This is a genomic window from Kitasatospora sp. NPDC056651 (genome assembly GCF_042792155.1).
Lineage (GTDB): Bacteria > Actinomycetota > Actinomycetes > Streptomycetales > Streptomycetaceae > Kitasatospora.
Genome location: NZ_JBHTWX010000128.1, coordinates 1 through 26649, shown reverse-complemented (window position 1 = coordinate 26649; position 26649 = coordinate 1). Strand labels below are relative to the sequence as shown.

Here is a 26649-nt window from a genome sequence, read left to right as displayed (position 1 = left end):
CCCGCGCCCCCCCCCCGCGCGGGCCGCCCCGCCCCGGTGTCCCCGGTGGCCGTCACCCAAAAACACCCGTAGGGGTGGGGGGCCCGGCCCCCCCCGCCCCCCCCTTCTCCTTCGCTTCTCGGCTCCGACGCCTCGATACCTCAGTGCCTCAGTGCCTCGACGCCTCAGCGGCTCAGCGGCTCAGCGGCTCAGCGGCTCACAGCGTGCGCAGCAGCCGGGACTGGATCGACGGCGGGTTCAGGTCCGACTGGAGGGCCACCCGGACCTCCGCCTTGTCCTCGCCCGCGCCCACCCGCAGCGCACCGACCTCGGTCCCGGCCGGCAGGGTGTGGTCGATCTTCGCCGTGTCCAGGGTGACCGTGCCGGAGATGCCGGGGAAGCCCGCCACCACCAGGTCCTGGGTCGCGACGACCGCGACCTTGTGGCCGAGCCCGTCGTCCACCGAGCCGACGACGTCGCCCTTCTTCACCACTGTCTGGCCGGTCAGGCCGTTCTGCGCGGCCTGGATCTGCTTGCCGCTGACCTTCAGCACGGTCGGCAGGATGCCCTCGCCGTCCTTGGGCCCGGTGGCCTGCTGGCCCAGGGTGACGCCGAGGATCATCCGCTTCACGCCGCCGATCTCCTTGTACGCGGCCCACATCAGGCAGCCACCGGCCGGGGTGCTGGAGCCGGTCTTGACGCCGATCACGCCGGTCTTCGGGTTGATCAGGTTGTTGGTGTTGGGGATCTTCACGTTGTTGAAGTTGGTCTCCGGGGTGGAGACGATCTGCCGGAAGATCTCGTCCTGCATGACCTGCTCGGCCAGCTTCAGCTGGTCCTTGGCGGTGGACTTGGTGTCCGGGTTGAAGCCCGCCGGGTCGGCGTAGATGGTGTTGGCCATGCCGAACTTGGCCGCGGTGTCGTTCATCTGCTTGACGAACTCGGCCTCGGAGCCGGAGTGGAAGCGGGCGAGCAGCCGGGCCACGTTGTTGGCCGAGGGCAGCATCAGCAGTTCCAGCGCCTGGTACTCGGTGAGCACCTGGCCCTCGGTGAGCGTCACCTTGGACTCGTCGACGTTGCCGGACTCCTGGGCGGCCTGCTTGTCGACGGTGATCTTCGGGCCGCTCTCCCCCTTCTTCAGCGGGAACTTCTGGAGGATCAGGTAGGCGTTCATCACCTTGGTGACGCTGGCGATCGAGGCCGGCACCTCTTGGCCCGAGCTGCCGAGGCTGCCGACGCCGACCACCTCGGCGGCGGACTGGCCCTTGGCCGGCCAGGCCAGGTCGAGCTGGTCACCGGAGAAGTTGTAGCTGCCCGCGGCCGTCATCTTCAGCTTGGGGTCCGGCAGCGGGCGCAGCAGCTGGGCCACCGCGAGCGCGCCGAGCACCACGGCGAGGAAGACCGTCCAGATGGTCACCCGCTTGAGGGCGCGCCGCAGCGGCGAGACCGGGCGGGCGTTGAGCGTGGCCAGAACCTCCATCGCCTCGGCGGTGTTCTCCGGCGAGGGCAGCGGCTCCGGGGCGGGCAGCGGCGCGGGCTTGGGCAGCGGCGGGACCGGCGGCACCGGGCGCGGGTCGGGCTCCGGCAGCGGCTTCGGGGCCGGGGAGGGACCGGGGCCCGGTACGGGGGCCGGCTTCGGCAGCGGCGCCGGACCGGGGGTCGGCTCGGGTTCCGGGACGGGCTTGGGCTTCGGCTCCGGGACGGTGCCGGACGCGGGGACGGCGGAGGCGCGCAGCGGCGCGGGCTTCTCCAGCTTCTCGGCCTGGTCCGACCGCCGACCGGGCTGCGCGGGCTTGGTCAGCGCGAGGGTCAGGTCGGACCCGGCGGGAGAGTCCCCGGACCCGGCGTCCTCGGTGTCCTCGGTGTCCTCGGTGTCCTCGGTGTCCTGCGGGCCGTCCTCGGCATCGCCGGAGTCGCCGGAGTCGCCGGCCTTCTCGGGCTTCTCGGGCTTCTCCGCCGTGTCGGCCTTCTTGCCCCCGTCCGTCTTCTCGGCCTTGTCGGCCTTCTCCGCCTTCTCCCCCGATGCGGCCACCGCGACCACCGCGACCGCTGCGGCCGCGACCGGGACCTCGACCGTGGGCTCGACAGGCTCGACGGGGCGCTCGGAGTCGGCCTCACCGGACAGCTCGGCCTCGTCCTCCGCGGCCTCCTCCCCGCCCTTCTCCGCCGCCTTCTCCGCCACCGCGACACCCGTCCGCATGGCGAGACGCGGATCGGCGCCGACCGGACGCTCGACGGCCTGCGTCACCTCGTCGTCCGACGACGAGGCCCCCTCCTCCTCGCCCCCACCTTCGGAACTCCCCTTGGTGGCAGCCTTCACCAGCTCCTCGGGCAGCCGCAGCGCGGTGGTCCGGTTGTCCACCGGCAGCCGCAGCATCGTCGTCTCGCTGTCCACATCCCGGACGCGGAGCTCTACGGTGGAGCCGCCCTTGGCCGTCGTCGCCGGAGCGTCGGAGGACGCGTCCGGGGCCGTCTCGCCGGAGGTCTCGGCGGGGTCGTCCGAGGCGGCTCCCGGGGAGGTTCCCGAGGGGGCGTCCGAGGAGGTCCCGGCGGTCGCCTTGGCCGCGGCCGGGACTGACGCCCCATCGGCCACCGGGCCGGAGCCGGCCTCGGCGGACCCTGCGGACCCGACGGACCCGGCGGTGCCGGCCGCCGCACCGGTCCGTTCGCGTTCGCGGTCCCGCCGCCGCTCGTCGCCGTCCCTCAGCACCCTGTCGGGGGACTCGCCCACGTATCCCAGCCTCCTCAACGCCCGGCGGGGCACCGGCGAACCCGATTTCGGGAAGCCGACGCCCCGCCCCGTGTACCTGTACAGTCTCCGCCACCGACGGCCGTTCCGTCCGCGCACACCCCGCCCGACCGGCGCTTATTGTCGTCGCCCGGCCGCACCGCGGTCTGTTCACCGGTCAGACGCAGGGCCCGCCACCGCCGGTTCCGCGCCTTCGCTCCAAGGTCACGATTCGGAGGCGTACTCGACAAGCCCGTGTGAGAGGCGTCACCCTGTCTCTCATCCACGCGGGGAGGCTTGGATGGGCAAGAGCCGCAGAACTGTTCCCGAGGAACTCTTGCTGCTCGCTTTGGACCCGACCACGGGTACCACGGCGCAGCCGCAGACCCTCGACCTCGGACTCGCCGGGGCCCAGCTCGTCGAGCTGTCCCTGGCCGGACGGATCGTACCGGAGGGAGACCGGATCGCCGTCGTGCTCGCACGGCCGACCGGCGACCCGACCCTTGACCACGCACTGGAACTGCTGCGCCGACGCGGCAGTCCGGTCCGCGCGGCGCACTGGATCGGCGGGCCCCGGCTGGGGCTGCGGCAGACCTATCTGGCGCACCTGGAGCGCTGCGGCATGGTCACGGCCGTGCCGGGCCAGGTGTGCGGGGTGCTGCCGACGACCCGGTACCAGGCGTCCGACGACTGCACCAACGCCGCGATCAAGCAGCGGTTGGACACCGCGATCCGCACCGGTGTTCCGCCGGACCCGCGGACGGCCGCGCTCGCGGCGCTCGCCCACTCGGTGGGGTTGGGCAAGCACCTGTACCCGGGCAACGAGGGCCGGTCCTCGCGGTCGCGGTTGCGCGACCTGATCCGGTACGACCCGCTGGGCGGGATGGTCGCGCACGCCGTGATGGACGTCCAGAACGGCCTGCCGACGCAGCAGAACCGTTCTTCCCAGGGTTCCGGGGCCGCTTCCGGCCGTCCCGGCACCCGTACGGCGGGCCGGGGTTCGGGCGGGCGGGTCTCCGCTCCCCGGGTCGGCGTCCGCTGACCGGGCGGGCCGTGACGGCCGCCGCGATGCGCACGGCCGGGCGGGCAGCCATCACCGCGCCCGACGCCACCGGCCGCGCACCCGGCGGCGCGCGCCGCCCCGCTCACGCCGCCGGAAGGCGCTGAGCGGCCCGGCGCACCACCGGTGCCACCGGCCCGACCGGAGGCACCACCAGCAGCACCCAGGGGCGGTCGCCCCGCGACGCGAGTCGCCCGGCGACCGCCCCTCTGCCGTCCCCGGACTCCCGGACCCCCGGCCGCGACCCGCCCCCGGCACGTGCCGGGGGCACGTGCGGACCGGTCGCCGACCGCTTCGGGGGCACGCGTCGCAGCACCTGTCCGAGTAGCCGAGCCGCATTACCACCTGGGGACTTTCGCTGTCTCGCGGAAGTGGTTTTCCGATGATCTGTTCTACCGCGCTGCGGTGAATCCCCGGCGCCGACCTGGCCCCAGGTGACATGCTGCTCCGAGTCAGGGGGGTTGGTCCCAATGTCCGAAGTGTTCCGAGGACTGCCGTTCCAACGAGCACCAGAGGTCCGGCCGGAGGTCGAAGTGTCCGCCAACGTCAATCCCACCGTGCGTCGCCGGCGCCTGGGTTCGGAGCTGCGCAAGCTCCGCGAGGGCCTGGGCATGACGGCCGAGGAGGTGGCCGGCCGGCTGATGGTCTCCCAGTCGAAGATCAGCCGACTGGAGAACGGCCGCCGCAGCATCAGCCAGCGCGACGTGCGCGACCTCTGCGACGTGTACAACGTGCCCGACGACAAGCTGCGCGCCAGCCTCATGGAGATGGCCAAGGAGTCCCGCCAGCGCGGCTGGTGGCACGACTTCAACGACATGCCGACGCCGTACAGCGTCTACATCGGCCTGGAGGCCGAGGCCTCCTCGATCCGCGCGTACGAGTCCTCCTTCGTCCCCGGCCTGCTGCAGACCGAGCACTACGCCCAGGCCGTGGTCGAGGGCACCCAGCCGGACACCGACGCGGTCGCCGTGCAGCGCCGGGTGCAGGTCCGGATGAAGCGCCAGGAGCGCGTCCACGGCGAGAACCAGCTCGGCAGCCTGTGGACCGTCATAGACGAGGCGGTGCTGCGCCGCGAGGTCGGCAGCAAGGCGGTGATGGCGCAGCAGTTGCGGCAGATGCTGGACCTCAGCCTGCGCCCGAACATCACCATCCAGGTGATCCCGTTCTCGCACGGTGCCCATCCCGGCATGACCGGGACATTCTCACTGCTGGAGTTCCCCGAGTCAGCCGATTCCACGGTTGTCTACTTCGAAGGTGTGACGAGCGATCTCTACCTGGAGAAGGAGGCGGACGTGCGCCGCTATACCGGTCTGTACGACTACCTGAGAGCGGCCGCACTCGGTGTCGCGGAGAGCCGGTCGCTGATAGCCGACATCGAGAAGGAATTCCACGAATGATCACCCCGTCCGAGTACGGAACCGGTTGGCGCAAGAGCAGTCACAGCGGAGGCCAGGGCGCCTGCGTGGAGATCGCCGTCCCCGGCGCGGGGGTGGTGGCGGTCCGGGACTCCAAGGACCCCGGGGGCCCGCAGCTGCGCTTCTCCGCCGCGGCCTGGACGGCGTTCGCCTCGGCGGCGGGCGCCGGCGGCTTCGGCCGGCTGCCGGGCTGAGCGGCCCGCCCGGTTCCGTACTCGGACGAGTTGCCCGTAGCCGGGCCCATCGCCCTCGGCGACGGCCCGCGCTACGGGCAACTTCCTTGTCAGGGCCCCGGTTTCAGCCCGCCACCGGGTAGCGGGAGGCCCACTGGGCGCCCTCCGGGGTGCGCCGGTCGTGCAGTTCGGTGCCGTGCACCAGCTCCATCACGAAGTCGTCGGCGAGTTCGAGGATCGCCCCGCGCCCTTCGAGTCCGGCCAGCAGGCCGGGCGGCAGGGCGGTGTCCCCGTGCAGCACCCCGAGCAGGTTGCCGCAGATCGCGCCGGTGGAGTCGCTGTCCCCGGAGTGGTTGACCGCGAGCAGCAGACCCGAGCGCACGTCGTGCGCGACCAGCGCGCAGTAGACCGCGATCGCCAGCGCCTCCTCGGCGACCCAGCCCTCCCCCAGCGCCTCGACCCGGTCGGCGGACGGCTCGCCGGCCCGCACCGCGTCCAGGGCGGCCCGCAGCGCGGCGGTGGTCTCCTCGTGCGCCCGCCGCTCGGAGAGCAGCGCGAGCGCCAGGTGCACGCCCTCCTCCAGGGTGCCGCCGCGGGCGACGGACTGGACGATCACCGCGAACGCGCCCGCCGCGAGGTAGCCGGTGGGGTGCCCGTGGGTGAGCACCGAGCACTCCACCGCGAGCTGGAACACCAGGCCCGGCTCCCAGGTGGTGAGCAGCCCGATGGGGGCCGCCCGCACCACCGTGCCGCAGCCCTTGGAGTGCGGGTTCTTGGGCAGCTCCAGGGTGCCGAGCCGCTCGGCGTCGGCCCCGGTGAGGCCGGACAGGCAGCCCGGGCCGGGGGCCCGCCGGGCGTACAGCCACTCCTCGCGGCCGAGCCAGCCGAGGTCCGGGCGGCGCTCGTCCGGCCCCCAGTCGCGCTGGGTGGCGGCCCAGCGCAGGTAGGCCAGGTGCAGGTCGGTGGGCGGGTGCCAGCTGCCGGTGTCGCGCCGGATGTGGGCCCGGATCAGTCCGTCGACCGTGAAGAGGCTGAGCTGGGTGTCGTCGGTGACGGCGCCGGCGCGCCCGTACGCCGGGACGTAGCCGGTGACGCCCCGCGGGCCGTGCTGGGCCCGGATCTTCTCCAGCGACTCGAACTCGACGCCCGCGCCGAGCGCGTCGCCGATCGCGCCGCCGAGCAGACAGCCCCGCACCCGGCTGCGGTAGTCCTGCTGCTGGGCGCGTGACCACAGTGGCAACACGACGGGGCGCCTTTCCTCGGGTGTGGGGGTCCGCGCGTTGCCGGGCCGTGCCGCGCGCCCTCGCACCCTAATCGAAGGGGCGATCGAAGCGGCCCCGTCCCCGGAGTCCGGCGGCCCGTCCTGCCGCCTCCCGACCGCCGTTCCCGACCGCCGCCTCCCGGCCCCCGCGCCCCAACCCCCGTTCCCCGACCTCCGTCCCCGACCTCCGTCCCCGACCTCCGCGCCTGGCGGCGGCCGGGGACGGGCGCGGACTCAGTCCAGCACCGGCAGCAGCGCCGGCAGGTGCCCGTCCGAGGCCAGCGCCGCGGCCCGCCGCTCGGCCGGCACCTCGCCGTAGGTGGTGGTGCGCTGGCGGTGCGGACGGCCCGCCGCCTCGGCGATCGCCTGGAGGTCGCGCACCGACTTGTAGCTCCCGTACGCCGAACCGGCCATCCGCGAGATGGTCTCCTCCATCAGCGTGCCGCCCAGGTCGTTGGCGCCCGAGCGGAGCATCTCGGCCGCGCCCTCGGCGCCCAGCTTGACCCAGCTGGTCTGGATGTTGGGGATGTGCGGGTGCAGCAGCAGCCGGGCCATCGCGACCACCGCGCGGTTGTCCCGGGCGGTCGGGCCGGGCCGGGCGATGCCGGCCAGGTAGACCGGGGCGTTGGTGTGGACGAACGGCAGGGTGACGAACTCGGTGAAGCCGCCGGTGCGTTGCTGGATCTGCGCGAGCAGCCGCAGGTGGCCCAGCCAGTGCGCCGGGGTGTCCACGTGCCCGTACATCATCGTGGACGAGGAGCGCAGGCCCAGCTCGTGCGCGGTGGTGACCACCTCGACCCAGGTCGCGGCCGGCAGCTTGCCCTTGGTGAGCACCCAGCGGACCTCGTCGTCCAGGATCTCGGCGGCGGTGCCCGGGATGCTGTCCAGGCCCGACTCCTTGGCCCGCCGCAGCCAGTCCCGGATCGACAGCCCGGTGCGGGTCGCGCCGTTGACCACCTCCATCGGCGAGAAGGCGTGCACGTGGATGCCGGGCACCCGCTCCTTCACCGCGCGGGCGATGTCGAAGTAGGCGGTGCCGGGCAGGTCCGGGTGGATGCCGCCCTGCATGCAGACCTCGGTGGCGCCCACCTCCCAGGCCTGGGCGGCCCGGTCGGCGACCTGCTCCAGGGAGAGGGTGTAGGCGTCCGCGTCGGTGCGGCGCTGGGCGAAGGCGCAGAAGCGGCAGCCGGTGTAGCAGACGTTGGTGAAGTTGATGTTCCGGGTGACGCAGTAGGTGACCTCGTCGCCGACGGCGTCCCGGCGCACCTCGTCGGCGATCCGGCACAGCGCGTCCAGGGCCGGGCCGTCCGCGTGGAACAGGGCCAGCGCCTGGTCGTCGGTCAGCTTCACCGGGTCGTCGGCCGCCACCGCGAGGGCCTCCCGCAGGTCCCCGGCCAGCCGCTCGGGGGCGCCCTGGGCGAGCACCTGCTCGCGCAGCACCCCCCAGTCGCCGTACACGTCCTCGAAGTCGGCCCGGCGGTCGCCGGTGCGGCCCTCGGTGTCGATGGTGGTGTGCAGGTCGGTGCGGCCGTACGACTCCGGCAGGTCCTCGGGCTCCTGCCAGGGCAGGCCGCGGACCGGCGCCTGCGGGTTCGCCAGACCGGTGGCCGGGTCGGCCAGGGCGCGCACGTGCGGCAGTACCCGCGGGTCCAGCCAGGGCTCGCCGCGCAGCACGTACTCGGGGTAGACGGCGAGGCGCTCGCGCAGCTCGAAGCCGGCCGCGGCGGAGCGCTCGGCCAGGCGGTCGATCTGCGGCCAGGGGCGCTCGGGATTGACGTGGTCGGGGGTGAGCGGGGAGACGCCGCCCCAGTCGTCGATGCCGGCCGCGATCAGCCGCTCGTACTCCCCGTCCACCAGGTTCGGCGGCGCCTGGAGGCAGGCGGCCGGGCCCATCAGGTGCCGGGCGACGGCCACCGTGGCGACCAGTTCGTCCAGTTCGGCGTCCGGCATGCCGCGCATCGCGGTGTCCGGCTTGGCGCGGAAGTTCTGCAGGATCAGCTCCTGGACGCCGTGGTAGGCCCGGGAGACCTTGCGCAGCGCGAACAGCGACTCGGCGCGCTCCTGGTACGTCTCGCCGATGCCGATCAGCAGACCGCTGGTGAACGGCACCGAGCTGCGCCCGGCGTCCTCCAGCACCCGCAGCCGGACGGCCGGCTCCTTGTCCGGGGAGCCGTGGTGCGGGCCGCCGGGCTCGCTCCACAGCCGGGTGGCGGTGGTCTCCAGCATCATGCCCATCGAGGCGGAGACCGGCTTGAGCCGCTGGAAGTCCGTCCAGCTCAGGACCCCGGGGTTGAGGTGCGGCAGCAGGCCGGTCTCCTCCAGGATGCGGATCGACATGGCGCGCACGTAGGCGACGGTGTCGTCGTAGCCGTGCGCGTCCAGCCACTCGCGGGCCTCGGGCCAGCGGTCCTCGGGCTTGTCTCCGAGGGTGATCAGGGCTTCCTTGCAGCCGAGTTCGGCACCGCGGCGGGCCACGTCCAGCACCTCGTCCGGGGACATGAACATCCCGTGGCCGTCCCGGCGCAGCTTGCCGGGGACGGTGGCGAAGGTGCAGTAGTGGCACTTGTCGCGGCAGAGCCGGGTGAGCGGGATGAAGACGCTCTTGGAGTAGGTGATGACCCCGGGGCGGCCGGCCGCTTCGAGGCCCGCGTCCCGGACCCGGGCGGCGCTGGTACACAGGTCGAGCAGGTCGTCGCCTCTGGCTTGGAGCAGCACGGTGGCCTCGGTCGGGTCGAGGGCGACGCCGTCCCGGGCGCGGCGCAGGGCGCGGCGCATCGCGTTCGCGGTCGGCGGGGTGCTGGCGTCAACGGCGGTTCCGTCCATGGCGTGACCTTATGCCAGAGGTGGTACTCCGGAGGGACGCAACCCTGATGCCGCCTCAGGGTCGGGGTAGGCATGAAGGCCACCCCGATCTGGCCCCACAGGGCGATGACGGCGGCGGCGCGGCGGCCTCTAATGGAAGGGCAAGGCCAATCACACAGGTACCCAGAGGAGTTGAGGACGCCATGACCGACGAGAAGGCGGCGGGGGACGATCTGGACGGCGGCGTGCCGTACCGCTCCCGACGGCGCGTCCTGGTGCGCGCCGCGGTGCCGGTGGCGGTGGCCGCGGTGATCGCCGCGGGGGTGGGCCTGGTACCGGCGCTGGCCGCGAACGGCGCGCCCGACCTGCCGACGGTGACCGCGGAGCAGCTGGTCGCCAAGGTGCTCGGCTCGGAGACGCAGGCCCTGTCCGGGACGGTCACGATCTCCACCGACCTCGGCGTGCCCGCCCAGCTGCTGGGCGGGGCCGGCGGCCTCGGCGGGGCGGCCGGCGGGCACGGCGGCGACGGCAAGGGCTCCGCCGCGGACCCGCAGGGCAAGCTGCTCGGCCTGCTCGGCGGGGACCAGACGCTGCGGGTCGCGGTGGACGGTCCGGACCGCCAGCGGGTGGACGTGCTGGAGAACATGGCCGGCTACACCCTGGTCCACAACGGTGACCAGACCTGGGCCTGGGACAGCTCGTCCAACAGCGCGGTGCACACGACCGGGCGGGCCGCCGAGGGGCAGCAGCACGCCAAGGCGCCGCTGTCCGAGCTGCCGACCACCCCCCAGGAGGCGGCCAGGCAGTTCCTGGCCGCGGGCGCCGGCACCACCTCGGTGACGGTCGCCGGGACGGCCGAGGTGGCCGGGCAGAACGCCTACCAGCTGAGTGTGAAGCCCACCCAGTCCGGCTCGACCCTGTCCGAGATCCGGATCGCGGTGGACGCCGACAACGGGGTGCCGCTGGCGGTGACGGTGACGTCCGTGGACGGCAGCACCGTGCTGAACGTCCGCTTCACCCAGGTCTCGTTCGCCAAGCCGGACGCCAAGACCTTCGAGTTCACCGCCCCCAAGGGCGCCAAGGTGACGGACCAGAAGGCGGACCGGGCCGAGGGCGCGCCGGGCGAGGCCAAGGCGCACCCGGGCACCGAGGGCCGGCCGGACGTGAACGTGATCGGCGAGGGTTGGACGGCGGTCGTCAGCACCCGGCTGCCCAGCACGGTCGACGCGCCGCCCGCGAACGACGGCAAGGGCGGCAAGCACGGCCGCGGGGGCGACGCGGCACGGTCGGTGAACCCGCAGGCGCTGGTGAAGTCGCTCGGCAAGCCGGTCGACGGCGGCACCCTGATGGGCACCAAGGTGCTCAACGTCCTGCTCACCGACGACGGCCGGGTCTTCGCCGGCGCGGTGACCCTGCCGGTCCTCCAGCACGCCGCCGGGGTGAACTGACGGATGACCAAGGCTCCCGTAACGGGGGACGTTACGGAGTCGGCCGGGGGTCCGGGCGCCGAGTCGCGCCCGGCCCCCGTGCCCGTTCCCACCGCTTCCCCCGACCCCTCCCCGCTCGACTCCCCCGACCGCTCCCCGCTCGACTCCCCCGCCGACGACGTCATCCGGACCCGCGGTCTGACCAAGCGCTTCCGCGGCGGCCAGCTCGCCGTGGACGCCCTGGACCTGGCCGTGCCGCGCGGCTCCGTCTTCGGCTTCCTGGGCCCCAACGGCTCCGGCAAGACCACCACCATCCGGATGCTGATGGGCCTGATCGCCCCCACCTCGGGCGTGGCCACCGTGCTCGGCGAGCCGATGCCGCGGTCCGTCGCCACCGTGCTGCCCCGGGTGGGCGCGCTGATCGAGGGCCCGGCGCTGTACGGCTTCCTCTCCGGGCGGGACAACCTGGTGCGCTTCGACGCCGCCGACCCGACCGCCGACCCGCGCACCCGCCGGCAGCGGGTGGAGGCGGCGCTGGAGCGGGTCGGCCTGAGCGCGGCGGCCGGCAAGAAGGCCCGCGCGTACTCGCTGGGCATGAAGCAGCGCCTGGGCCTGGCCTCCGCACTGCTCCAGCCGCGCGAGCTGCTGGTGCTGGACGAGCCGACCAACGGGCTGGACCCGCAGGGCATGCGGGAGATCCGGGCGCTGGTCCGGGAGGTCGCGGCGGAGGGCACCACGGTGTTCCTCTCCTCGCACCTGCTGGACGAGATCGAACAGGTCTGCACCCACGCCGCGGTGATGTCCCGGGGCCGGCTGGTGGTGCAGGGCACCGTGGCCGAGCTGGCCTCCCGGGCGCAGGGCCGGCTGGTGGTCCGCACCCCGGACGTGGCGCGGGCCGCCGAGGTGCTCGCGGAGCACGGGATCACCGCCCTGGTGCCCGGCGAGGGCCGGGTGGACGGCGAGCCGGGCGTCCTCGACGAGCAGGCGCTGCCCAGGCTGTGCGCGGCACTGGTCGGGGCCGGGGTGCGGGTGCACGGCTTCGGGCTGGAGCGGGGCACGTTGGAGGACGCCTTCGTGGCGCTGACCGGGGAGGGCTTCGATGTCGCGGGCTGAGGCGCTGTCACGGGCTGAGGCGCCGTCGCGGGCCGGCGCGCCGCCGGTCGGCACCGGTCGGCGGCCGCAGACGGCGGCCGGGTTCCTGGCGCTGTTCCGCAGCGAGCTGCACCTGACCTTCCGCCGGATGCGCACCAAGGTGCTGCTGGCCATCCTGGCGGTGCTGCCGATCCTGATCGGGGTGGTGGTCAAGCTCAATACGGACAGCCCGCACGAGGGCGGCGGTCCGAGCTTCATCGCGCAGACCACCCAGAACGGGCTGTTCCTGGTCTTCACCGCGCTCGCGGTCGCCCTGCCGGTCTTCCTCCCGATGACGGTCGGTGTGGTCGCCGGGGACGCGGTGGCGGGCGAGGCCGCCGCCGGGACGCTGCGCTACCTGCTGGTCGCCCCGGCCGGGCGGACCAGGTTGCTGGTCGCCAAGTTCACCGCCGGGCTGGTGTTCTGCCTGGCCGCGACGGCGGCGGTCGCGGTGACGGCCCTGGCCGCTGGCGCCGCGCTCTTCCCGCTCGGCGAGGTCACGCTGCTCTCCGGGGACACCGTCGGCCTCGGTGACGCGCTGCTGCGCGCCCTGCTGGTGGCGCTGGTGGTCGCGGCCTCGCTGGCCGGGCTGGTGGCGATCGGGCTGTTCGTCTCCACCCTCACCGGCAGCGGCATCGCGGCGATGGCCGCCACCGTCGGGCTGGTGGTCACCGTCCAGATCCTGGACGCCTTCCCGCAGCTGGACGCGATCAGGCCGTTCCTGTTCTCCCACTACTGGCTGAACTTCGCGGACCTGCTGCGGGCACCGATGTACTGGGACGGGGTGCTGAAGGACCTCGGTCTCCAGGCCGCCTACGTCGCCGTGTTCGGCTCGGCGGCCTGGTCCCGCTTCACCAGCCGGGACATCAGCGTGTGACGGCCTCCGGGGCCGCCTCCACCGGTGCGGGTCGCGGCACGGCCGCGGCCCGCGCCGCGCGGTCGGCCCGCACCTGGCGCAGCGCGTCCCAGGTGAGCAGCGCGAGCGCGGCCCAGACCAGGCCGAAACCGGCCCAGCGGGCGGGCGGCATCGACTCGTGGAACACCGTGACGCCGATCAGGAACTGGAACACCGGCGCCAGGTACTGGAGCAGCCCGAGCACGGTCAGCGGCACCCGGATCGCGGAGGCGCCGAAGAACAGCAGCGGGATCGCGGTGATCACCCCGCTGAGCATCAGCAGCCCGGAGTGCCCCCAGCCGTACGAGCCGGCCACCGTGTGCCCGAAGGTGCCGCGCCCGGAGACCTCCAGGTAGACCAGGTAGCCGAGGGCGAAGGGGAACATGAAGGCGCTCTCGGCCGCCAGGCTCTCCAGCCCGCTCAGCCCGACCCGCTTCTTCAGCAGGCCGTAGGTGGCGAAGGAGAGCGCCAGGGTGAGCGCGATCCAGGGCAGCTGCCCGTAGGCGACGGTCAGCACCACGACGGCGGCGGCGCCGATGCCCACCGCCGTCCACTGGACGCCGCGCAGCCGCTCCTTGAGGACCAGGACGCCGAAGGCGATGGTCACCAGGGGGTTGATGAAGTAGCCGAGGCTGGTCTCGACCACGTGCCCGGCGTTGACGGCCCAGATGTAGACGCCCCAGTTGACCGAGATCACAGTGGCGGCGCCGGCCAGCATGGCGAGCCGGCGGGGCTGGCGCAGCAGCGGGCGTATCCAGCCCCAGTGCCGCTGGGCGATCAGCAGCAGGACGACCGCGACCAGGGACCAGACCATCCGGTTGGCCAGGATGTCGTCGGCGGCACCCGGCTCCAGCAGCGGCCAGAACAGCGGGAACAGGCCCCACATGCCGTACGCGGCGACTCCGTACCAGAGGCCCCGGCCGTTGTCCCGCTGTTCTGTTCCCGCCATGGCCGACTGTCCTCCCGCGCGCGTGTGTCGAGGCGACGGTAGCGGGCGGGAGGGGTGACTGTCATCTCCGTTTTCGCATTTTGGTCATGACATTGCCTGGGCGCCGGGACGCGTCCGCCGACCGGGCCGCACTCGGGGCCGTGCTCAGGCGCCCAGCGCCGCGCGGACGGACTCGGCCAGCGGCACGGTCGGGCGGCCGATCAGCCGGGCCAGGTCGCCCGGGGTGCCGGCCAGCTCGCCGCGCGCGATGCCCGCGTCCACGTCCACCAGGACCTCGGCGAAGCCCTGCGGCAGGCCCGCGCCGACCAGCGCGTCCAGGTGCTCGGCCGCCGTGACGTCCCGGTGCTCGACCGGCTTGCCGGAGGCCGCCGCCAGCTCCGCGGCCAGCTCGGGCAGGCTCCAGGCGACGTCACCGCTCAGCTCGTACGCCTTGCCCTGGTGGCCCTCGGCGACCAGGACGGCCACCGCCGCGTCCGCGTAGTCCCGGCGCGGGGCGGTGGCGATCCGGCCCTGACCGGCGCTGCCGAGCACCACGCCGCGCGCCACCGTGCCGGCCGCGTCGCCGAGGTAGTTCTCCGTGTACCAGCCGTTGCGCAGGAACACGTGGGGCAGGCCGGAGGCGAGGATCAGCTCCTCGGTCGCCTTGTGCTCGTCGGCCAGCCGGAAGGTGGCCGCGCCCAGGATGCCGGTGTAGGCGAGCAGCGCGACCCCGGCGGCCCGGGCGGCCTCCACCACGGCCCGGTGCTGCGGGATCCGGTGGCCGACCTCGCTGCCCGAGATCAGCAGCACCTTGTCCCCTTCGGCGAAGGCCCCGGCCAGGGTCTCCGGCTTGTCGTAGTCGACCACGCGGACGGTCACGCCGCGCGCGGCCAGGTCGGCGGCCTTCTCGGCGGAGCGGACGGCGACGGCCACCTCGCTCGCGGGGACGGCGGCCAGCAGGCCTTCGACGACGAGACGGCCGAGCTGGCCGGTGGCACCGGTGACGACGTACATGGTGATGCTCCTCGGGGATCGCTAGGGACAGGACCTAGGGGTTTCTGGCCTCGGAACTCACCCTAGGGAAAGCACTAACCTTTCGTAAGTACGCACTTCAAAGTAGGGTACTGATATGAAGGTAAGCGAAATGAAGACGGCCGGACTGCCCCCCGCCGACGTCTTCGACCGGATGTGCCCGTCCCGGGGCGTGCTGGAGCACGTCACCAGCCGCTGGGGCGTCCTGGTGCTCGGCGCGCTGAACGACCGCGGCTACCGGTTCAGCGAGCTGCGCCGCAAGGTCGCCGGGGTCAGCGAGAAGATGCTCGCCCAGACCCTCCAGACGCTGGAACGGGACGGCTTCGTCCTGCGCGAGGCCCACCCGGTGATCCCGCCGCGGGTCGACTACAGCCTCACCCCGCTGGGGCGGGAGGCGGCGGAGCTGGTCGTGGCGCTGGCGCGCTGGTCGGAGCGGCGGGTGCCGGAGGTCGAGGCGGCGCGCGAGGAGTACGACGGACGGTGAGCCGAGGCCGTCCGACGAGCGCGTCGGGTCAGTGCCGTCCGATGAGCGCGTCGAGTCCGTCCAGGACGCGGGCCAAGCCGAAGGCGTAGGCGTGCTCCGGGCTGTACGCGCCGCCGTGCGCCTCGCCGGCGGCGGCCCCGACCCGGGCGGCGACCGGGTAGCGCTCGGGGTCGAAGACCCGGGCCAGCAGCTCGGCGTTGGCGGCCCACCACTGCTCGTCGGTCATCGCGCTGTCCTGCCGGGCGGCCCGCTCGTCGGCACCCATCCGGGCGCAGGTCTGGACGAAGCCGAGCAGGTGGGTCAGCGCGGCGTCCAGGTCGACGTCGGACAGCCCGGTGCCCTCGAAGGCGCGCAGCTCGTACTCGTACTTGGCCATCAGCCCGGGCCCGAGCGGCGGACGGCTGGTGGACACGGCGGCGACCCACGGGTGGGCGCGGTGCAGCGCGCGGTTGTCGTCCGCGACGGCGGTCACCCGGGCGCGCCAGCCCTCGTCGGCGGGGGCGCCGCGCGGCATCGTGGCGTGGACGGTGTCCAGCATCAGGTCGAGCAGCTCGGCCTTGCCGGGCACGTAGGTGTAGAGCGCCATCGGGGAGAGGCCCAGCTCCTGCGCGACCCGGCGCATGGTGACGGCCTCCACGCCCTCGGCGTCGGCGAGGGCGATCGCGGCGGCGGCGATCTCACCGGTCGACCGCGCCTGCCGGGGCCCGCGCCGGCCGGGCTTCTCCTCGGCGGTGAGGCCCCAGAGCAGGGCGAGGGTGCGTGCCGGGTCTCCTGCGCTGCTGCGGTCGGTGGCCATGGGGTCATCGTTTCACGCACCGGCGGAGGCCTTGGCGGTACGGACGGCTACCGTCTCCCCATGAGCAGTCCGACCAGCCCCTCCGGCCCCGAGCCCCTCCCCGGCACGGAGTCCGCGCAGACCCTCCGCGCGCGGGTGACCTGCCGCCGCTGCCACCGGCCGCTGCACGACCCGGAGTCGCGGATGCTGCGGCTGGGGCCGGAGTGCCGGGACCCGGCGGAGCGGGTCGCCCGGTTCGACGTCGACCAGGAGCCGCTGCCGGGGGTGTAGGGCGGCCCGTTCCTCGCCGCTCCTCAGCGCCTGCCGAAGAGGCGGCGCAACCGCCCGGGGCGGGGCTCGGCCGCCGTGCTCACCGCGGCTTCCGGCCCTTGTGCCGGCTCCGGCCCGCTCTCCGCCTCCGCCTCTGCCGCCCCCGTGTCGGCCGCGTCCTCCCGGGCCGTCAGGTGCCGGGCCAGCGCCCGGTCCTCCTCGGCCATCCAGGGCGCGACGAGCACCAGCGCGGACAGCGAGCGGAGGATCGTCACCGCCCGGGTGCGACGGGCCCGGGCCCCGTGGTGCAGCCGCTGCCGGAGCAGGCCGGCGACGTCCGTCCGGGTCCGCGGCTCGGTCCAGCCGATCGCGACCAGCGCGAAGGCGGCCGCCTCGACCACCCAGTCCTCCGGCCCGAGCAGCAGGTCGCGCAGCACCCGGCGCCGCTCGGAGTCCTCCCAGGGCTGGTCGGTGCGGTGGTGGGCGATGCCGAGGCAGGCGAAGACCTGGACGGCGCGCACCCAGAGTTCGGGCTGGTGGGCGAGCAGCGCGCGGCCGAGTTCGTCCTCGCGCGGCGCCGGCGGGTGGACGAGGACGCCGAGCAGGTCGTCCAGCGGCAGCCCGGCCAGCCGGACGGCGTGGTCGTAGGCGGCGGGAACGGTCGGCCAGAAGATCTCGGCGGTGGCGCGGACCAGTTCGGCGCTCCGTGGCGCGGGCGGGGCGACGGCCGGGCGGGCGTCGGTGCCGTCCCAGGTCCAGATCCGGGTGGTGGGCTCGATCAGCGGCAGCCGGGGGTCCGGTTCGCCGACGGCCTGGTAGCCGACGGTGGAGCGCGGCAGCGCGAGCCGGACGGCCAGCACCGAGCTGGGCGGCTCCATGGTGGAGGTGGTGCAGTCGATCTCGGTGTCGCGGTCGGTGTCGGGGGCGGCGAGCACCTGGTGCAGCACGTTGACGGTGGCCTCGGTGGCGCCGGAGACCAGGCCCAGCCAGGGCTCCCGGTGGCTCAGCCGCTCCAGCAGCTCCTGGGCGTACTCGTGCTCGGGGTGGGCGCGGTGGTGGTCCGCCAGGCCGAGCAGGTGGGCCGGGTCGCCGTCGAGGGCGTGGCGCAGCCCGTACCGGGCCGGGCCGGCCTTGGGGTGGTCGGGCTCGGCGGCGAGCACCCGGTCCAGCCAGGGCAGGCCCTCGGCGGGGCGGCCGAGGGCGCCGTACAGTTCGGCGACGTCGACGGCGAGGTAGCTGCTGTTGTCTTCGACGCCCGGTGCCGCCCGCTCCAGTTCGGCCTCCCAGACGGCGAGTGCCCGCTCCGGCCGGCCGGCCGAGCGCAGGGCGTTGCCGAGCATCACGGCGGACAGGTAGCCGGGCGCCGATCGGTGGGCCCGCTCGGCGAGTTCGACGGCGCGGGCGGTGTCGCCGAGCCGGCGAGTCAGGCCGGAGGCCATCGCGAGCAGCGGCACGTGGTCGCCGTGGTGGGCCAGCACGGCGAGCACGAAGTCGTGGAACGGCCGTACGGCGTCCGCCGGTTCGGCCGGGAGCGGGTCGGGCAGCGTGCCGGTCGCCCGGGCCACCGCCTGGGCCACGGCGTCCGGGTCGACCAGGCCGGGCAGGTCCTCGCGGGCGAGCCAGGCGGTGTGCGCCCAGGGGCGGGCCGGCTCGTACCGGATGGCGGAGGCGAGCAGGCCGACGGCGGTGTCCCAGTCCCCGGCCGCGGCCTCCACGTGAGCCCGGCAGACCGCCGTGCCGAGGTACACCTGGCCGTCCAGCGGGAACAGCTCCCGGGCCGCCGCCGGGCCGCCCGCCGCCGCGCACAACTCGGCCAGTGCCTCGTGCAGTTCGGGCAACTGGGGGTCGGCGAGGATCGCGTCGCAGAGGTGTTCGGCGGCGTGTGTCAGATCGCCGGAGTCGATCGCCAGCCGGGCCACCGCGACCTCGCCCTCGGCCGCCAGGCGCTCGTCGCCCTCGTCGGTGTGACCGCTCATCCGCCCCTGCTCCCCGGTGGCCTCGCCCTGTTCCGTCCCGCTCCGGAGGAGGCTATCCGGTGCGACCGACAGCCCGGTGATCACCCGGGCGGCGACCGTCGTCCACACCTTGGATCGGATACGACCCGTACGGGTGGTTTGGACCTTCCAGGGCTTCAGGGGGCGTCTTCCAGCCACCACGATGGCCGAGGCCCTTCGCGAGCGAAGTGCCGCTCACGCCACCGGAATCGAGGAGATCGATGAAGCTCTCGCGCACCCTGTCGCTGGCCGCCTCCGCCGCCGTCCTGAGCACCCTCGCCGTCGCCGGCCAGACCGCCCCGGCCTCCGCCGCCGGCTCCTTCGTGGTCAGCGAGTCCCAGTTCAACCAGATGTTCCCGAGCCGGGCCGCCTTCTACACCTACAAGGGCCTCACCGACGCCCTCGGCGCCTACCCGAAGTTCACCACCACCGGTGACACCGCGACCCGCAAGCGCGAGGCCGCCGCCTTCCTCGCCAACGTCAGCCACGAGACCGGCGGCCTGCGGTACGTCGTCGAGCAGAACACCGCCAACTACTCGCACTACTGCGACACTTCGCAGTCGTACGGCTGTCCGGCCGGGCAGTCCGCGTACTACGGGCGCGGCCCGCTCCAGCTGAGCTGGAACTTCAACTACAAGGCGGCCGGCGACGCCCTGGGCATCGACCTGCTGCACGACCCGTACCAGGTCGAGAAGAACCCGGCGACCTCCTGGAAGACCGCTCTCTGGTTCTGGGACACCCAGAGCGGCGCCGGGCGGATGACCCCGCACGACGCCATCGTCAACGGCAAGGGCTTCGGCGAGACGATCCGCAGCATCAACGGCGCGCTGGAATGCGACGGCAAGAACCCGGACCAGCGCAACGACCGGATCAACCTCTACAAGCAGTTCGTCGGCGTCCTGGGCACCGACGTCGGCGGCGGCAACATCTCCTGCTGACCGGCCCGGTGACGAAGCGGAGTGGGAGGTCGGCCGGTCCGACTTCCCACTCCCTGTCAGTGCCGGCTGCTTCACTGGCGATCGACAGCGAACGTGAACGAGGGGGCGGCGATGGGCGTGCTGACCGACTACTTCCGGGCGGCCGACGCGGCAACGGTCGTCCGGGCGTTGGAGCCCACCGAGGGCGGGCTGCCGCCGCTCGGCACGGACGGCTCCTTCGACGGAGTGGAGGCCAAGGGCGTCGACCCGGACGTCATGCTCGGGCAGTTGCTCGCGGCGGCCCTCGGGGAGCCGTGGCGCGTCGGTCTGGTGGCGGAGACGGCGGTCTGGCCGACCACGCCGGAGCCCGGCCCGGCCGGCCCCGAGGACGAGGACGACCCGTGGGCGACCGGCCCGTGGGTCACCGAACTGGGCGACGCCGCCCGGGACGCGCTCGCCGGAGTGCCCGACGAGCGGATACCGGAGGTCGTCGGGCAGTGGGCCGAGGCCGAGGAGTGGGACGGCGCCGACCCGGCCGATCTGCTGCCGCTGGCCGAGGAGTTGATCGCCCTCGCCCGCCGGGCGCGGGCGGCGGGCGAGCGGCTGTACTGCTGGATGTGCCTGTAGCGGGCCCGCCGGGCGCTCCCCGTCAGTCCTCCTCGCCCTCGTCGTAGGGCGGGATGGTCCAGCGCAGCACCGTCCCGCCCGCCCCGTCGGCTTCGAGGGTGACCGGGAAGGCCTGGCCCCAGTCCCGCCCGCCGTGGTGCCGGAGCGAGTGGTCGCCCTGGCACCAGTCGATCCCGAGCACCCGGCAGCCGCCGACCTCGATCACGCCCGCCTTCAGCGGGTGGTGCAGGCCGGCCCGCCGGAAGCGGAAGTAGTCGACGTGCGGCTCCACCATGGTGGCCACGCCCTTGCCGTGCAGGCCGCCCCGCCAGGCGGCGATCTCCGCCTCCAGCGCGGCCGCCTCCGCCACCGGGAGGTCCAGCCGGCCGTACGGCCCTTGGACGCCGCCGGGCTGCGGGATCCGCTCACCGCCGAACCGCGCGCGGGCGTCGTCCTCGTACCGGCCCCAGTAGCAGAGGTCGGCGAGCCCGTCGGCCGGCTCGTCCTCCGGCCCCGTCCACGCGTCCAGCCCCACGGCGTCGCCGACCACCATGCCGCCCCGGTCCACCGGCAGGTCCCCGAGCAGCACCGGGCCGTCCACCCCGTCGGGCCAGGGCAGGCCGAGCTCGACCTCCAGCGTCGCGACCGTCGGCTCCTCGTCGAACACCGAGGGCTCGGCGGTGGCCCGCACCGCCAGCGGCCGGTCGGCGGCGGCCGAAACGGCGAACGCCTCGTACTCCCACTCCCGCAAGTGCCCGCCACCCGCCTTCGCGGCCGCCCCGGCCCGCACCGACAGCGGCTCGCCGACCTGAGCCCATTCGGGGATCCACGTGGCCATGCCGAGCACCACCACCCCGGACGGCGCGGTGATGAATCCCAGGTCAACGAAGGTGTCGCACATCCGCCGATTATCTCCGGGCGGGACGCGGCCGTCGTCGCATAGCCTGCCCCCGTGAACCTCGACGACCTCGTGTGGCAGCGGCAGTTCGACGGCGGCATAGAAGCCGGCATGGCGGAATACCTGGCCCAGCACGGGCAGTTGGAGCTGCTGATCGAGACCGCCCGGGACCGCGGTGAGTGGTTCTGCGCCGAGGTGGCGGTCGGTGAGCTGTGCGCGGCGGGGGAGTTCGAGCGGGCCCTGACGGTCCTGGAGCCGTTCGTCGCGGTCGGCTGGCCGTTCGCCGTCCGGGAATCCGCCACGATCATGGTCTGGCAGGGCCGGGTCGAGGAGGGGCTGGCGCTGGTGCGCCCGGACGCCGCCGGCCTGGAGTCGGCGCACGACTGCCGGTGGTTCGCCGAAGCGCTGGTGGAGGCCGGGCGGGTGGACGAGGCCATCGAGGTGCTCACGCCCCACCTCGGGGAGCCCTGGATCCTGGAGTCACTGGTCCAGCTGACCAGGGGGGAGCACCGTGACGCCCGCGTCCTGGAGCTGCTCGCCCCGTGCGCCGAGCGGGCCATGGACGGCACGGCGGACTGCCGGTGCTCCGCGGCCGGGGGCCGGCGCGAGTGCCGGCACCAGCCGTCGTCGGCGCTGGCGCTGTACAGCCGGGTCCTGGAGCGCATGGGCCGGGCGGACGAGGCGATCCGGCTGCTGGGCCCGGTGGTGTCCGCCGTCCCGAGCATCGCCTGGCGGTACGTGGACCTCCTCGCCGACCAGGGCCGGACCGAGCAGCTGCGTGAGCTGGCCGCCGGCGAGCACGCGGCGCACGCCAGGCGCCGGTACGCGGAGGTGCTGGAGGAGCAGGGACGGGTCCAGGAGGCCGAGGCCGTCCTGCGCGAGGCCCTCGAAGCGGGCGACCGGTACGGCCGTCAGCACCTCATGGCATTCCTGGCCCGCCGGGGACGCCTCGACGAGGCCGTCGAGGTCGGACGGCCCACGTACGAGCACACCGATGGGAACCTCCTCCACGAGGCGATCGAACTGCTGATCAAGGCGGGCCGCCCGGAGCGGGCGCTGGAGCTCGTGGACGGCCTCGGCGCCGCGTACGTCGACGCGCATTCCGACGTCCTGCGCTACACCCGGCTGCGCCTGCTCGCGAAGGCCGGGCGCCACGCCGAGAGCATCGCGGAGGCGCGGGCCCTGAGCGAGCGGGAGCCCGGCCAGTGGGACACCACGCTGGCCTGGCTGCTGGAGCGGGACGGCCGGACGGACGAGGCCGTCAGCCTGCTCCGGTCGTCCACCGAGCGCTGGGCCTACCAGGTGGTTGCCGAGATCCTGAGCAGGCACGGCCGCTACGCCGAGGCCGTCGCCGCCGTCCCCACGGTGTCTGCCCTGCGCGAGGCGGAGGCGCGGCACTGAGGCGGAAGGCCGCCGACCGGTCGGCCCGGATGTTTCAGTGAGAGAAATATCCATCCGGACGAGGGCGTTCCGACGGACGTCGGCGCGGGAGGTCCGCGCGAGGCTGGAAGGAGTGCGGCGCCGTGCGCGTGGAGATCTGGAGCGACATCAACTGCCCGTGGTGCTACGTGGGCAAGGCCCGGTTCGAGCAGGCGCTGGCTGCCTTCCCGCACCGCGAGGAGGTGGAGGTCGTCCACCGCTCCTTCGAACTGGACCCGCGGGCGCCGCACGAGGCCCGTCCGGTCGTGCCGCTGCTCGCCGCCAAGTACGGGCTGAGCCTGGAGCAGGCCGCGGCGGCGGAGGCGCGGATCGCCGAGAACGCGCACGCCGAGGGCCTGCCGTACCTGCGCGAGGGGCGCGACGCGGCGAACTCCTTCGACATGCACCGCCTGCTGCACTTCGCCAAGGAGCACGGCCGCCAGGGGCAGCTGCTGGACGCGCTGTACCGGGCGAACTTCGCCGAGGAGCGCTCGGCCTTCGAGGCCGACCGGCTGGTCGAGCTGGCCGTCGAGGCCGGGCTGGACGGCGAGGCGGCGGAGGCCGTCCTGGCCGACCCGCAGGCGTACGCGGAGGCCGTGCGCGAGGACGAGACCACGGCGAGCGCCATGGGCGCGACGGGCGTGCCGTTCTTCGTCCTGGACCGGCGGCTCGGCGTCTCCGGCGCCCAGCCTGCGGAAACGTTCACTCGCGCCCTGGAGCAGGCCTGGGAGAGCCAGGTCGCGCTGCCGCTGACTCCGCTCACGCCGAAGGAGTAGCGGGGCGCGGAGTGGGAAGTCGGGCGGGCCGACTTCCCACTCACTCGGCGCGCCAGCGGTGGGCGTACGCCACGTGCAGGCGCGACGGCACACCCTTGGCCGCATGAGGTGAGCCCCAGTGCTCGTGGGTGAGGGTGATGCAGTAGTGCACGCCGGGCCGCCACCCGAAGCTCCAGCCGGGGGCCTCGCGGCTGAGCCCGTGGAAGTAGGCACCCGTCCGGCGGAAGGCGGTGGCACTCCCGGTGACCACGAGCGTGTGGGCGGCCCCGGCGAAGCGGATCCGGTCCCGCGAGTCGGCGTAGGAAGGCTCCGCGTCCTCGGGCGGGAAGTCGGTGACGGGGAGGTCGACGGTGTGCGGCGTGCCGGCGCCCAGGCGGGCTCGGACCTCCTTCCAACGGGAGGGCGGGAAGCCGAGGCTGTGGTGGACGAGCAGGAGGTCCAGCCGGTCTTCGGGCGGGACGTCGGGCAGGCCGACCGGGCCGGTGTTGGCGCGCAACGGCAGGTGGATCAGTGAGCGCCGGGAGCGGGCGGCCAGGGCCCAGACGGTGGCGAGGTCCTCGGCGCCCTGGCGGTCGAGGTGCAGGTCCATGGACAAGGCACCCGGGCTCGTGTGGAGGAAGGCGCCCGCGGCCTGCCGCACCACGGTGATCACCCGGTGCTCGTCCCGGCCGAGGCGAACCCGGTGGATCTTCGTTCGTAGTCTCACCGGCCTGTCGTACCGAAGGCCGTGGCTGCTTGTCTTGCGGATTTTCCGGAGGGGGTGGAGTGGGAAGTCGGCCGGGCCGACTTCCTGCTCACCGCCCCCGCACGAGGGCTGTGGCCGCCGCACAGCTCACCGGGGGTTGAGGCGGGTGTCCTGCCAGGGCGAGTTGCGGCCGGCGGCCTCGCAGTAGGCGATGCGCTGGACGACGACGAGCAGCCGGTAGAGGTTGAGGGCGGTGTCGGAGTCGTCGGCGGCGAAGCCGAGGTCGTGGACGAATTCTTCGAGCTCCGGCCAGTCGAAGTCGTCGGGGACGGGCGGGGCGACGGTGACACCGAAGGTGGTGTTGAAGGCCGTGGCCACGGCGTAGTTGGCGGCGGCGAGGGCGTTGGCGACCTCGGGATCGGCGGCCGGGTCGAGCGTGTTCATCGGGGGCTCCCCATCGTCGGGTTTGCAAGGTTGAACGCGGCGGTCAGGAGCCGCACGGACGCTCGCGGTCGGCGTCGAGGAGGAGGGAGAGGAGGTTCAGGAGAGTGGAGGCCGGAGCCAGGCCGAACCGGACGACGACCTGGCCGTCGTGGGTGTCCGTGTGGGCGTCGGGGAAGCAGAGACCGAACTTCCGGCCACGCTCGTGGACTTCACCGAGGAGGGCGAGGATGTCCTGCTCGGAGCAGGAGCGGATCCGCTGGTCGGAGGGCTTCAGCGGCTGGAGCTTCACGCCGTGGCCTCCTTGAAGAGCTCGAACCAGACGACCTTGCCGTCCTTGCGCGGTTCGGCACCGAAGCGGTGGGTGAGAGCGCGGACGAGGTGGAGGCCCCGGCCGGAGACGGCGAGCAGGTCGGCGGGGAGGTGGGGGTCGGGGAGGACGGGGCTGTTGTCCGCGACCGAGACCCGGAGTCGGCGGTCAGCGAGGGCGACGACGACCAGGGGCGCAGGGCTGCCCCCGTGCCGCCACGCGTTGAAGAAGACTTCGTGGAGGGCGAGTTCGGCGTCGGAGATGACGGAGGGTCGCCACCCGGCGGAGGTGAGGAGCTCGGAGAGCTCGGCACGGGCCGGGGACCAGTCAGGAGGGTTGCAGGCACGCATGAGAGCCCCCAGGAGAGGGAGGAGGAATCGACAAAGCGGACACTCCGCGATGTGATCGGTGCGACACTGAGAGTAGGGTTTCTGCTGGCAAGGTTGCAAGCCATTCGAGGAGACTCACTCGTTAGTGGCATCTCGCATGAGTTGTGCGCGAGACTGCGCCAACAGAGAAGGGGCGATCGTGGGATACAAGGGGCCAATCAGCCAGCGCCAGCGTCGATTTGGCGAGGAGTTGCAGCGCCTGCGCATGGACGCCAAGTTGTCGGCACCTGAGGCCGGTGCACTGGTGGGCATGAAGGGTCCAGCAGTGAGCCACACCGAAGCCGGCCGGATCACCCTGAACCCCGAACGCCTTGAGACCTGGCTTGACGCCTATGGCTGCACCGACTCGGCCTACCGCAAGGGCTTGGCCGAGATGGGTCAGAGCACCGGCAAGGGCTGGTGGAGCGAGTACGAGGGCAAAGTCCCGATGTTGGCCTTGGACCTGGCCGAAGCGGAGGACCGAGCGGAGTCCCTCGCCGCCTTTGATGCGCTGTACATTCCAGGTGCACTCCAGGTCCCTGGCTACGTTGAGGCCATCTACAAAGACGCGTACAAGGACGGCCGTTGGGATACAGCCACAGCCATTGAGTTTCGCCTGCGACGCCAACGCATCATGACCGACAACAAGCAGCGGCAGTTTCGGTATGTCATCCATGAGGCGGCACTGCGAATGCAGTTCGCCGGCAAGTCTGTGATGCGTGACCAGCTCCATCACCTCGTGGACATGGCAGAACTGCCCAACGTCACGATCGAGATCTTGCCGTTCGACTCTCCAGGGAGCGCGCCATACGCTGGCGCGTTCCTGATCTGCAACCCTGGGTGCACGGACCTCTCGACCATCATTCTGGATGGTCCGAAGCGGGCGGTTCACCTCGGCGATCCGGATGATGTGGCGGCCTACCACCAGAAGTTTCAAGAGGTCCGGGATCTCGCACTACCCGCTGTCGACACCAGCAAGCCCCGCCGTGACAGCTCTCGCGACTCCTGGGGGCTACTTCAACACATTCTCTATGAGCTCCAGCACTGAAAGGCACCCGATGTCCCAGCTGACCTGGCAGAAGTCTTCCTTCAGCGACGCCGATGGTGGCAGCACCTGCATTGAGCTGGCCACTGGAGGCAACGACGTCCGCCACCTTCGCGAATCCGATGACCCTTCCGTCATCGTCACCACGTCAACCGCCAAGCTCCGCGCCTTCCTCCTCGGCGCCAAGGCCGGCGACTTCGACCACCTCGCCTGAGCCATCCCGCCTCCCCCGCCCGCTCGTTGGCCCCCAACGAGCGGGCGGGCCTGGCTTCCCGTCTACCGCAGCTCGGGAGCATCCAGCAACCTCGGTGTCGTTCTCCGGGTCGACGCGTCATGCTCCGACCCAGCCCAACTCCCGAAGGCGCCACGTGCACTGGCACACCTACCTCTGGTCTGGCGACGGGCAGCAACTCAGGATGACCGGCTGGTGGCTACTGAAACCGCCCTCGCTGATCTCCTCCACCCGCTCGACGCCGGACGACGTCGTCGCCTGGCTCCAGGCCTGCTACGAGGAGAGCCCCCGCCATCGGTCCAGGACAAACAACTTCCCGTCGAATCACGGGCCGCCTACGCCGTCGAAGCCCTCGCCGGCGGCTACGACGTGGTGTGGACGTACTGGCCGCAGTCTGCTGCTCCAACCGGGTCTGGCCCTCGATCCCCTGCCCGGTTGACGAGATCCGCAGCGTCTGAGCCGGAAACGCGAAGAACCCCCATCCGGAAACCGGATGGGGGTTCTTCTGAAGAATTGTTCGGCGGCGTCCTACTCTCCCACAGGGTCCCCCCTGCAGTACCATCGGCGCTGTGAGGCTTAGCTTCCGGGTTCGGAATGT

The 26649-nt window shown here is 73.1% G+C and carries 26 protein-coding genes and 1 rRNA gene; 14 read left to right on the top strand and 13 right to left on the bottom strand.

Annotation, left to right across the window (positions count from 1 at the left end; all coding sequences use genetic code 11):
* Positions 1–196 precede the first annotated feature (196 nt).
* A complete protein-coding gene (locus tag ACFRAR_RS33645; RefSeq protein WP_380703244.1) occupies positions 197–2710 on the bottom strand; it encodes a D-alanyl-D-alanine carboxypeptidase in 2514 nt (837 codons plus the stop codon).
* A 298-nt stretch (positions 2711–3008) separates the two neighbouring features.
* Here ACFRAR_RS33645 and ACFRAR_RS33640 point away from each other — a divergent pair, with 298 nt between their 5' ends.
* From ACFRAR_RS33640 to ACFRAR_RS33630, 3 genes are all read left to right on the top strand, one after another.
* Entirely contained in the window at positions 3009–3749 is a 741-nt protein-coding gene (locus ACFRAR_RS33640) for a GPP34 family phosphoprotein (RefSeq protein WP_380703242.1), read from the top strand.
* Between the two features lie 551 nt (positions 3750–4300).
* Positions 4301–5164: a helix-turn-helix transcriptional regulator gene (locus ACFRAR_RS33635; protein ID WP_380703240.1), complete on the top strand. Its 864-nt coding sequence runs from the start codon at positions 4301–4303 to the stop codon at positions 5162–5164.
* Positions 5161–5376 carry a DUF397 domain-containing protein gene (locus tag ACFRAR_RS33630; RefSeq protein WP_380703238.1) on the top strand — a complete coding sequence of 72 codons (216 nt, stop codon included), beginning with the start codon at positions 5161–5163 and terminating at the stop codon, positions 5374–5376. Before ACFRAR_RS33635 ends, ACFRAR_RS33630 begins: the two co-directional genes overlap by 4 nt.
* A 103-nt stretch (positions 5377–5479) precedes the next feature.
* Here ACFRAR_RS33630 and ACFRAR_RS33625 read toward each other — a convergent pair whose 3' ends face one another.
* Together ACFRAR_RS33625 and ACFRAR_RS33620 are read right to left on the bottom strand one after the other, a co-directional pair.
* A complete protein-coding gene (locus ACFRAR_RS33625; protein WP_380703236.1) occupies positions 5480–6598 on the bottom strand; it encodes an ADP-ribosylglycohydrolase family protein in 1119 nt (372 codons plus the stop codon).
* A 252-nt stretch (positions 6599–6850) separates the two neighbouring features.
* Positions 6851–9439 (bottom strand): bifunctional FO biosynthesis protein CofGH, encoded by a 2589-nt coding sequence (locus ACFRAR_RS33620; RefSeq protein ID WP_380703234.1) that lies wholly within the window; start codon positions 9437–9439, stop codon positions 6851–6853.
* A gap of 182 nt (positions 9440–9621) precedes the next feature.
* On the opposite strand from ACFRAR_RS33620, the gene ACFRAR_RS33615 reads away from it, so the two are divergent.
* The 3 genes from ACFRAR_RS33615 (at position 9622) to ACFRAR_RS33605 (ending at position 12853) form a co-directional block, all read left to right on the top strand.
* Positions 9622–10866: an outer membrane lipoprotein carrier protein LolA gene (locus ACFRAR_RS33615; protein ID WP_380703232.1), complete on the top strand. Its 1245-nt coding sequence runs from the start codon at positions 9622–9624 to the stop codon at positions 10864–10866.
* 78 nt (positions 10867–10944) lie between these two features.
* Positions 10945–11958, top strand: a complete 1014-nt coding sequence (locus ACFRAR_RS33610) for an ABC transporter ATP-binding protein (RefSeq protein WP_380703230.1) — start codon at positions 10945–10947, stop codon at positions 11956–11958.
* A complete protein-coding gene (locus tag ACFRAR_RS33605; RefSeq protein ID WP_380703228.1) occupies positions 11945–12853 on the top strand; it encodes an ABC transporter permease in 909 nt (302 codons plus the stop codon). The genes ACFRAR_RS33610 and ACFRAR_RS33605 overlap by 14 nt, the downstream gene beginning before the upstream one ends.
* Here ACFRAR_RS33605 and rarD read toward each other — a convergent pair.
* Complete coding sequence (gene rarD, locus ACFRAR_RS33600) at positions 12843–13820, bottom strand: EamA family transporter RarD (RefSeq protein WP_380703226.1); 978 nt, start codon at positions 13818–13820, stop codon at positions 12843–12845. The two genes, ACFRAR_RS33605 and rarD, sit on opposite strands and share 11 nt — an antisense overlap.
* Positions 13821–13964: 144 nt before the next feature.
* Entirely contained in the window at positions 13965–14813 is an 849-nt protein-coding gene (locus ACFRAR_RS33595) for an NAD(P)H-binding protein (protein ID WP_380703224.1), read from the bottom strand.
* Positions 14814–14928: 115 nt separating this feature from the next.
* Here ACFRAR_RS33595 and ACFRAR_RS33590 point away from each other — a divergent pair, with 115 nt between their 5' ends.
* Positions 14929–15315, top strand: a complete 387-nt coding sequence (locus ACFRAR_RS33590; protein WP_380703222.1) for a winged helix-turn-helix transcriptional regulator — start codon at positions 14929–14931, stop codon at positions 15313–15315.
* A gap of 28 nt (positions 15316–15343) precedes the next feature.
* Here the strand turns inward: ACFRAR_RS33590 and ACFRAR_RS33585 are convergent, their stop codons facing one another.
* Positions 15344–16111: a TetR/AcrR family transcriptional regulator C-terminal domain-containing protein gene (locus ACFRAR_RS33585; RefSeq protein WP_380703220.1), complete on the bottom strand. Its 768-nt coding sequence runs from the start codon at positions 16109–16111 to the stop codon at positions 15344–15346.
* Positions 16112–16171: 60 nt separating this feature from the next.
* Here ACFRAR_RS33585 and ACFRAR_RS33580 point away from each other — a divergent pair, with 60 nt between their 5' ends.
* Positions 16172–16381: a DUF6011 domain-containing protein gene (locus ACFRAR_RS33580; protein ID WP_380703218.1), complete on the top strand. Its 210-nt coding sequence runs from the start codon at positions 16172–16174 to the stop codon at positions 16379–16381.
* 23 nt (positions 16382–16404) lie between these two features.
* Here the strand turns inward: ACFRAR_RS33580 and ACFRAR_RS33575 are convergent, their stop codons facing one another.
* The gene (locus ACFRAR_RS33575; protein WP_380703216.1) at positions 16405–18336 is read right to left on the bottom strand and encodes a tetratricopeptide repeat protein; all 1932 of its coding nucleotides are present in this window, start codon (positions 18334–18336) and stop codon (positions 16405–16407) included.
* A 239-nt stretch (positions 18337–18575) separates the two neighbouring features.
* Here ACFRAR_RS33575 and ACFRAR_RS33570 point away from each other — a divergent pair, with 239 nt between their 5' ends.
* Complete coding sequence (locus tag ACFRAR_RS33570; protein WP_380703214.1) at positions 18576–19292, top strand: chitinase; 717 nt, start codon at positions 18576–18578, stop codon at positions 19290–19292.
* A 111-nt stretch (positions 19293–19403) separates the two neighbouring features.
* A complete protein-coding gene (locus tag ACFRAR_RS33565; RefSeq protein ID WP_380703212.1) occupies positions 19404–19898 on the top strand; it encodes a hypothetical protein in 495 nt (164 codons plus the stop codon).
* A 22-nt stretch (positions 19899–19920) separates the two neighbouring features.
* On the opposite strand, the gene ACFRAR_RS33560 is transcribed toward ACFRAR_RS33565, so the two are convergent.
* Entirely contained in the window at positions 19921–20778 is an 858-nt protein-coding gene (locus tag ACFRAR_RS33560; protein ID WP_380703210.1) for a hypothetical protein, read from the bottom strand.
* Positions 20779–20829: 51 nt separating this feature from the next.
* On the opposite strand from ACFRAR_RS33560, the gene ACFRAR_RS33555 reads away from it, so the two are divergent.
* On the top strand, positions 20830–22176 hold the full coding sequence (locus ACFRAR_RS33555; RefSeq protein ID WP_380703208.1) for a tetratricopeptide repeat protein: 1347 nt from the start codon (positions 20830–20832) through the stop codon (positions 22174–22176).
* A gap of 122 nt (positions 22177–22298) precedes the next feature.
* Entirely contained in the window at positions 22299–22970 is a 672-nt protein-coding gene (locus ACFRAR_RS33550) for a DsbA family oxidoreductase (protein ID WP_380703206.1), read from the top strand.
* A 40-nt stretch (positions 22971–23010) separates the two neighbouring features.
* Here ACFRAR_RS33550 and ACFRAR_RS33545 read toward each other — a convergent pair whose 3' ends face one another.
* The 4 genes from ACFRAR_RS33545 to ACFRAR_RS33530 form a co-directional block, all read right to left on the bottom strand.
* Positions 23011–23676, bottom strand: a complete 666-nt coding sequence (locus ACFRAR_RS33545; RefSeq protein ID WP_380703204.1) for a hypothetical protein — start codon at positions 23674–23676, stop codon at positions 23011–23013.
* A gap of 126 nt (positions 23677–23802) precedes the next feature.
* Positions 23803–24099: a hypothetical protein gene (locus ACFRAR_RS33540; protein WP_380703202.1), complete on the bottom strand. Its 297-nt coding sequence runs from the start codon at positions 24097–24099 to the stop codon at positions 23803–23805.
* Between the two features lie 43 nt (positions 24100–24142).
* Positions 24143–24388 carry a hypothetical protein gene (locus tag ACFRAR_RS33535; protein ID WP_380703200.1) on the bottom strand — a complete coding sequence of 82 codons (246 nt, stop codon included), beginning with the start codon at positions 24386–24388 and terminating at the stop codon, positions 24143–24145.
* Positions 24385–24756 carry an ATP-binding protein gene (locus ACFRAR_RS33530; protein WP_380703198.1) on the bottom strand — a complete coding sequence of 124 codons (372 nt, stop codon included), beginning with the start codon at positions 24754–24756 and terminating at the stop codon, positions 24385–24387. Before ACFRAR_RS33530 ends, ACFRAR_RS33535 begins: the two co-directional genes overlap by 4 nt.
* Positions 24757–24934: 178 nt before the next feature.
* Here ACFRAR_RS33530 and ACFRAR_RS33525 point away from each other — a divergent pair, with 178 nt between their 5' ends.
* The gene (locus ACFRAR_RS33525) at positions 24935–25822 is read left to right on the top strand and encodes a helix-turn-helix domain-containing protein (RefSeq protein WP_380703196.1); all 888 of its coding nucleotides are present in this window, start codon (positions 24935–24937) and stop codon (positions 25820–25822) included.
* A gap of 10 nt (positions 25823–25832) precedes the next feature.
* On the top strand, positions 25833–26033 hold the full coding sequence (locus tag ACFRAR_RS33520; protein WP_380703194.1) for a DUF397 domain-containing protein: 201 nt from the start codon (positions 25833–25835) through the stop codon (positions 26031–26033).
* Between the two features lie 533 nt (positions 26034–26566).
* Here ACFRAR_RS33520 and rrf read toward each other — a convergent pair.
* Positions 26567–26649: ribosomal RNA gene (gene rrf, locus ACFRAR_RS33515) — 5S ribosomal RNA — on the bottom strand; the annotation flags it as partial.

Bases quoted from the DNA above. Each gene is read 5' to 3' on its own strand.
- ACFRAR_RS33640 (WP_380703242.1), top strand. From the start codon at position 3,009: ATGGGCAAGAGCCGCAGAACTGTTCCCGAGGAACTCTTGCTGCTCGCT.
- ACFRAR_RS33630 (WP_380703238.1), top strand. From the start codon at position 5,161: ATGATCACCCCGTCCGAGTACGGAACCGGTTGGCGCAAGAGCAGTCAC.
- ACFRAR_RS33620 (WP_380703234.1), bottom strand. From the start codon at position 9,439: ATGGACGGAACCGCCGTTGACGCCAGCACCCCGCCGACCGCGAACGCG.
- ACFRAR_RS33615 (WP_380703232.1), top strand. From the start codon at position 9,622: ATGACCGACGAGAAGGCGGCGGGGGACGATCTGGACGGCGGCGTGCCG.
- ACFRAR_RS33605 (WP_380703228.1), top strand. From the start codon at position 11,945: ATGTCGCGGGCTGAGGCGCTGTCACGGGCTGAGGCGCCGTCGCGGGCC.
- rarD (WP_380703226.1), bottom strand. From the start codon at position 13,820: ATGGCGGGAACAGAACAGCGGGACAACGGCCGGGGCCTCTGGTACGGA.
- ACFRAR_RS33595 (WP_380703224.1), bottom strand. From the start codon at position 14,813: ATGTACGTCGTCACCGGTGCCACCGGCCAGCTCGGCCGTCTCGTCGTC.
- ACFRAR_RS33590 (WP_380703222.1), top strand. From the start codon at position 14,929: ATGAAGGTAAGCGAAATGAAGACGGCCGGACTGCCCCCCGCCGACGTC.
- ACFRAR_RS33585 (WP_380703220.1), bottom strand. From the start codon at position 16,111: ATGGCCACCGACCGCAGCAGCGCAGGAGACCCGGCACGCACCCTCGCC.
- ACFRAR_RS33580 (WP_380703218.1), top strand. From the start codon at position 16,172: ATGAGCAGTCCGACCAGCCCCTCCGGCCCCGAGCCCCTCCCCGGCACG.
- ACFRAR_RS33575 (WP_380703216.1), bottom strand. From the start codon at position 18,336: ATGAGCGGTCACACCGACGAGGGCGACGAGCGCCTGGCGGCCGAGGGC.
- ACFRAR_RS33570 (WP_380703214.1), top strand. From the start codon at position 18,576: ATGAAGCTCTCGCGCACCCTGTCGCTGGCCGCCTCCGCCGCCGTCCTG.
- ACFRAR_RS33565 (WP_380703212.1), top strand. From the start codon at position 19,404: ATGGGCGTGCTGACCGACTACTTCCGGGCGGCCGACGCGGCAACGGTC.
- ACFRAR_RS33560 (WP_380703210.1), bottom strand. From the start codon at position 20,778: ATGTGCGACACCTTCGTTGACCTGGGATTCATCACCGCGCCGTCCGGG.
- ACFRAR_RS33540 (WP_380703202.1), bottom strand. From the start codon at position 24,099: ATGAACACGCTCGACCCGGCCGCCGATCCCGAGGTCGCCAACGCCCTC.
- ACFRAR_RS33530 (WP_380703198.1), bottom strand. From the start codon at position 24,756: ATGCGTGCCTGCAACCCTCCTGACTGGTCCCCGGCCCGTGCCGAGCTC.
- ACFRAR_RS33520 (WP_380703194.1), top strand. From the start codon at position 25,833: ATGTCCCAGCTGACCTGGCAGAAGTCTTCCTTCAGCGACGCCGATGGT.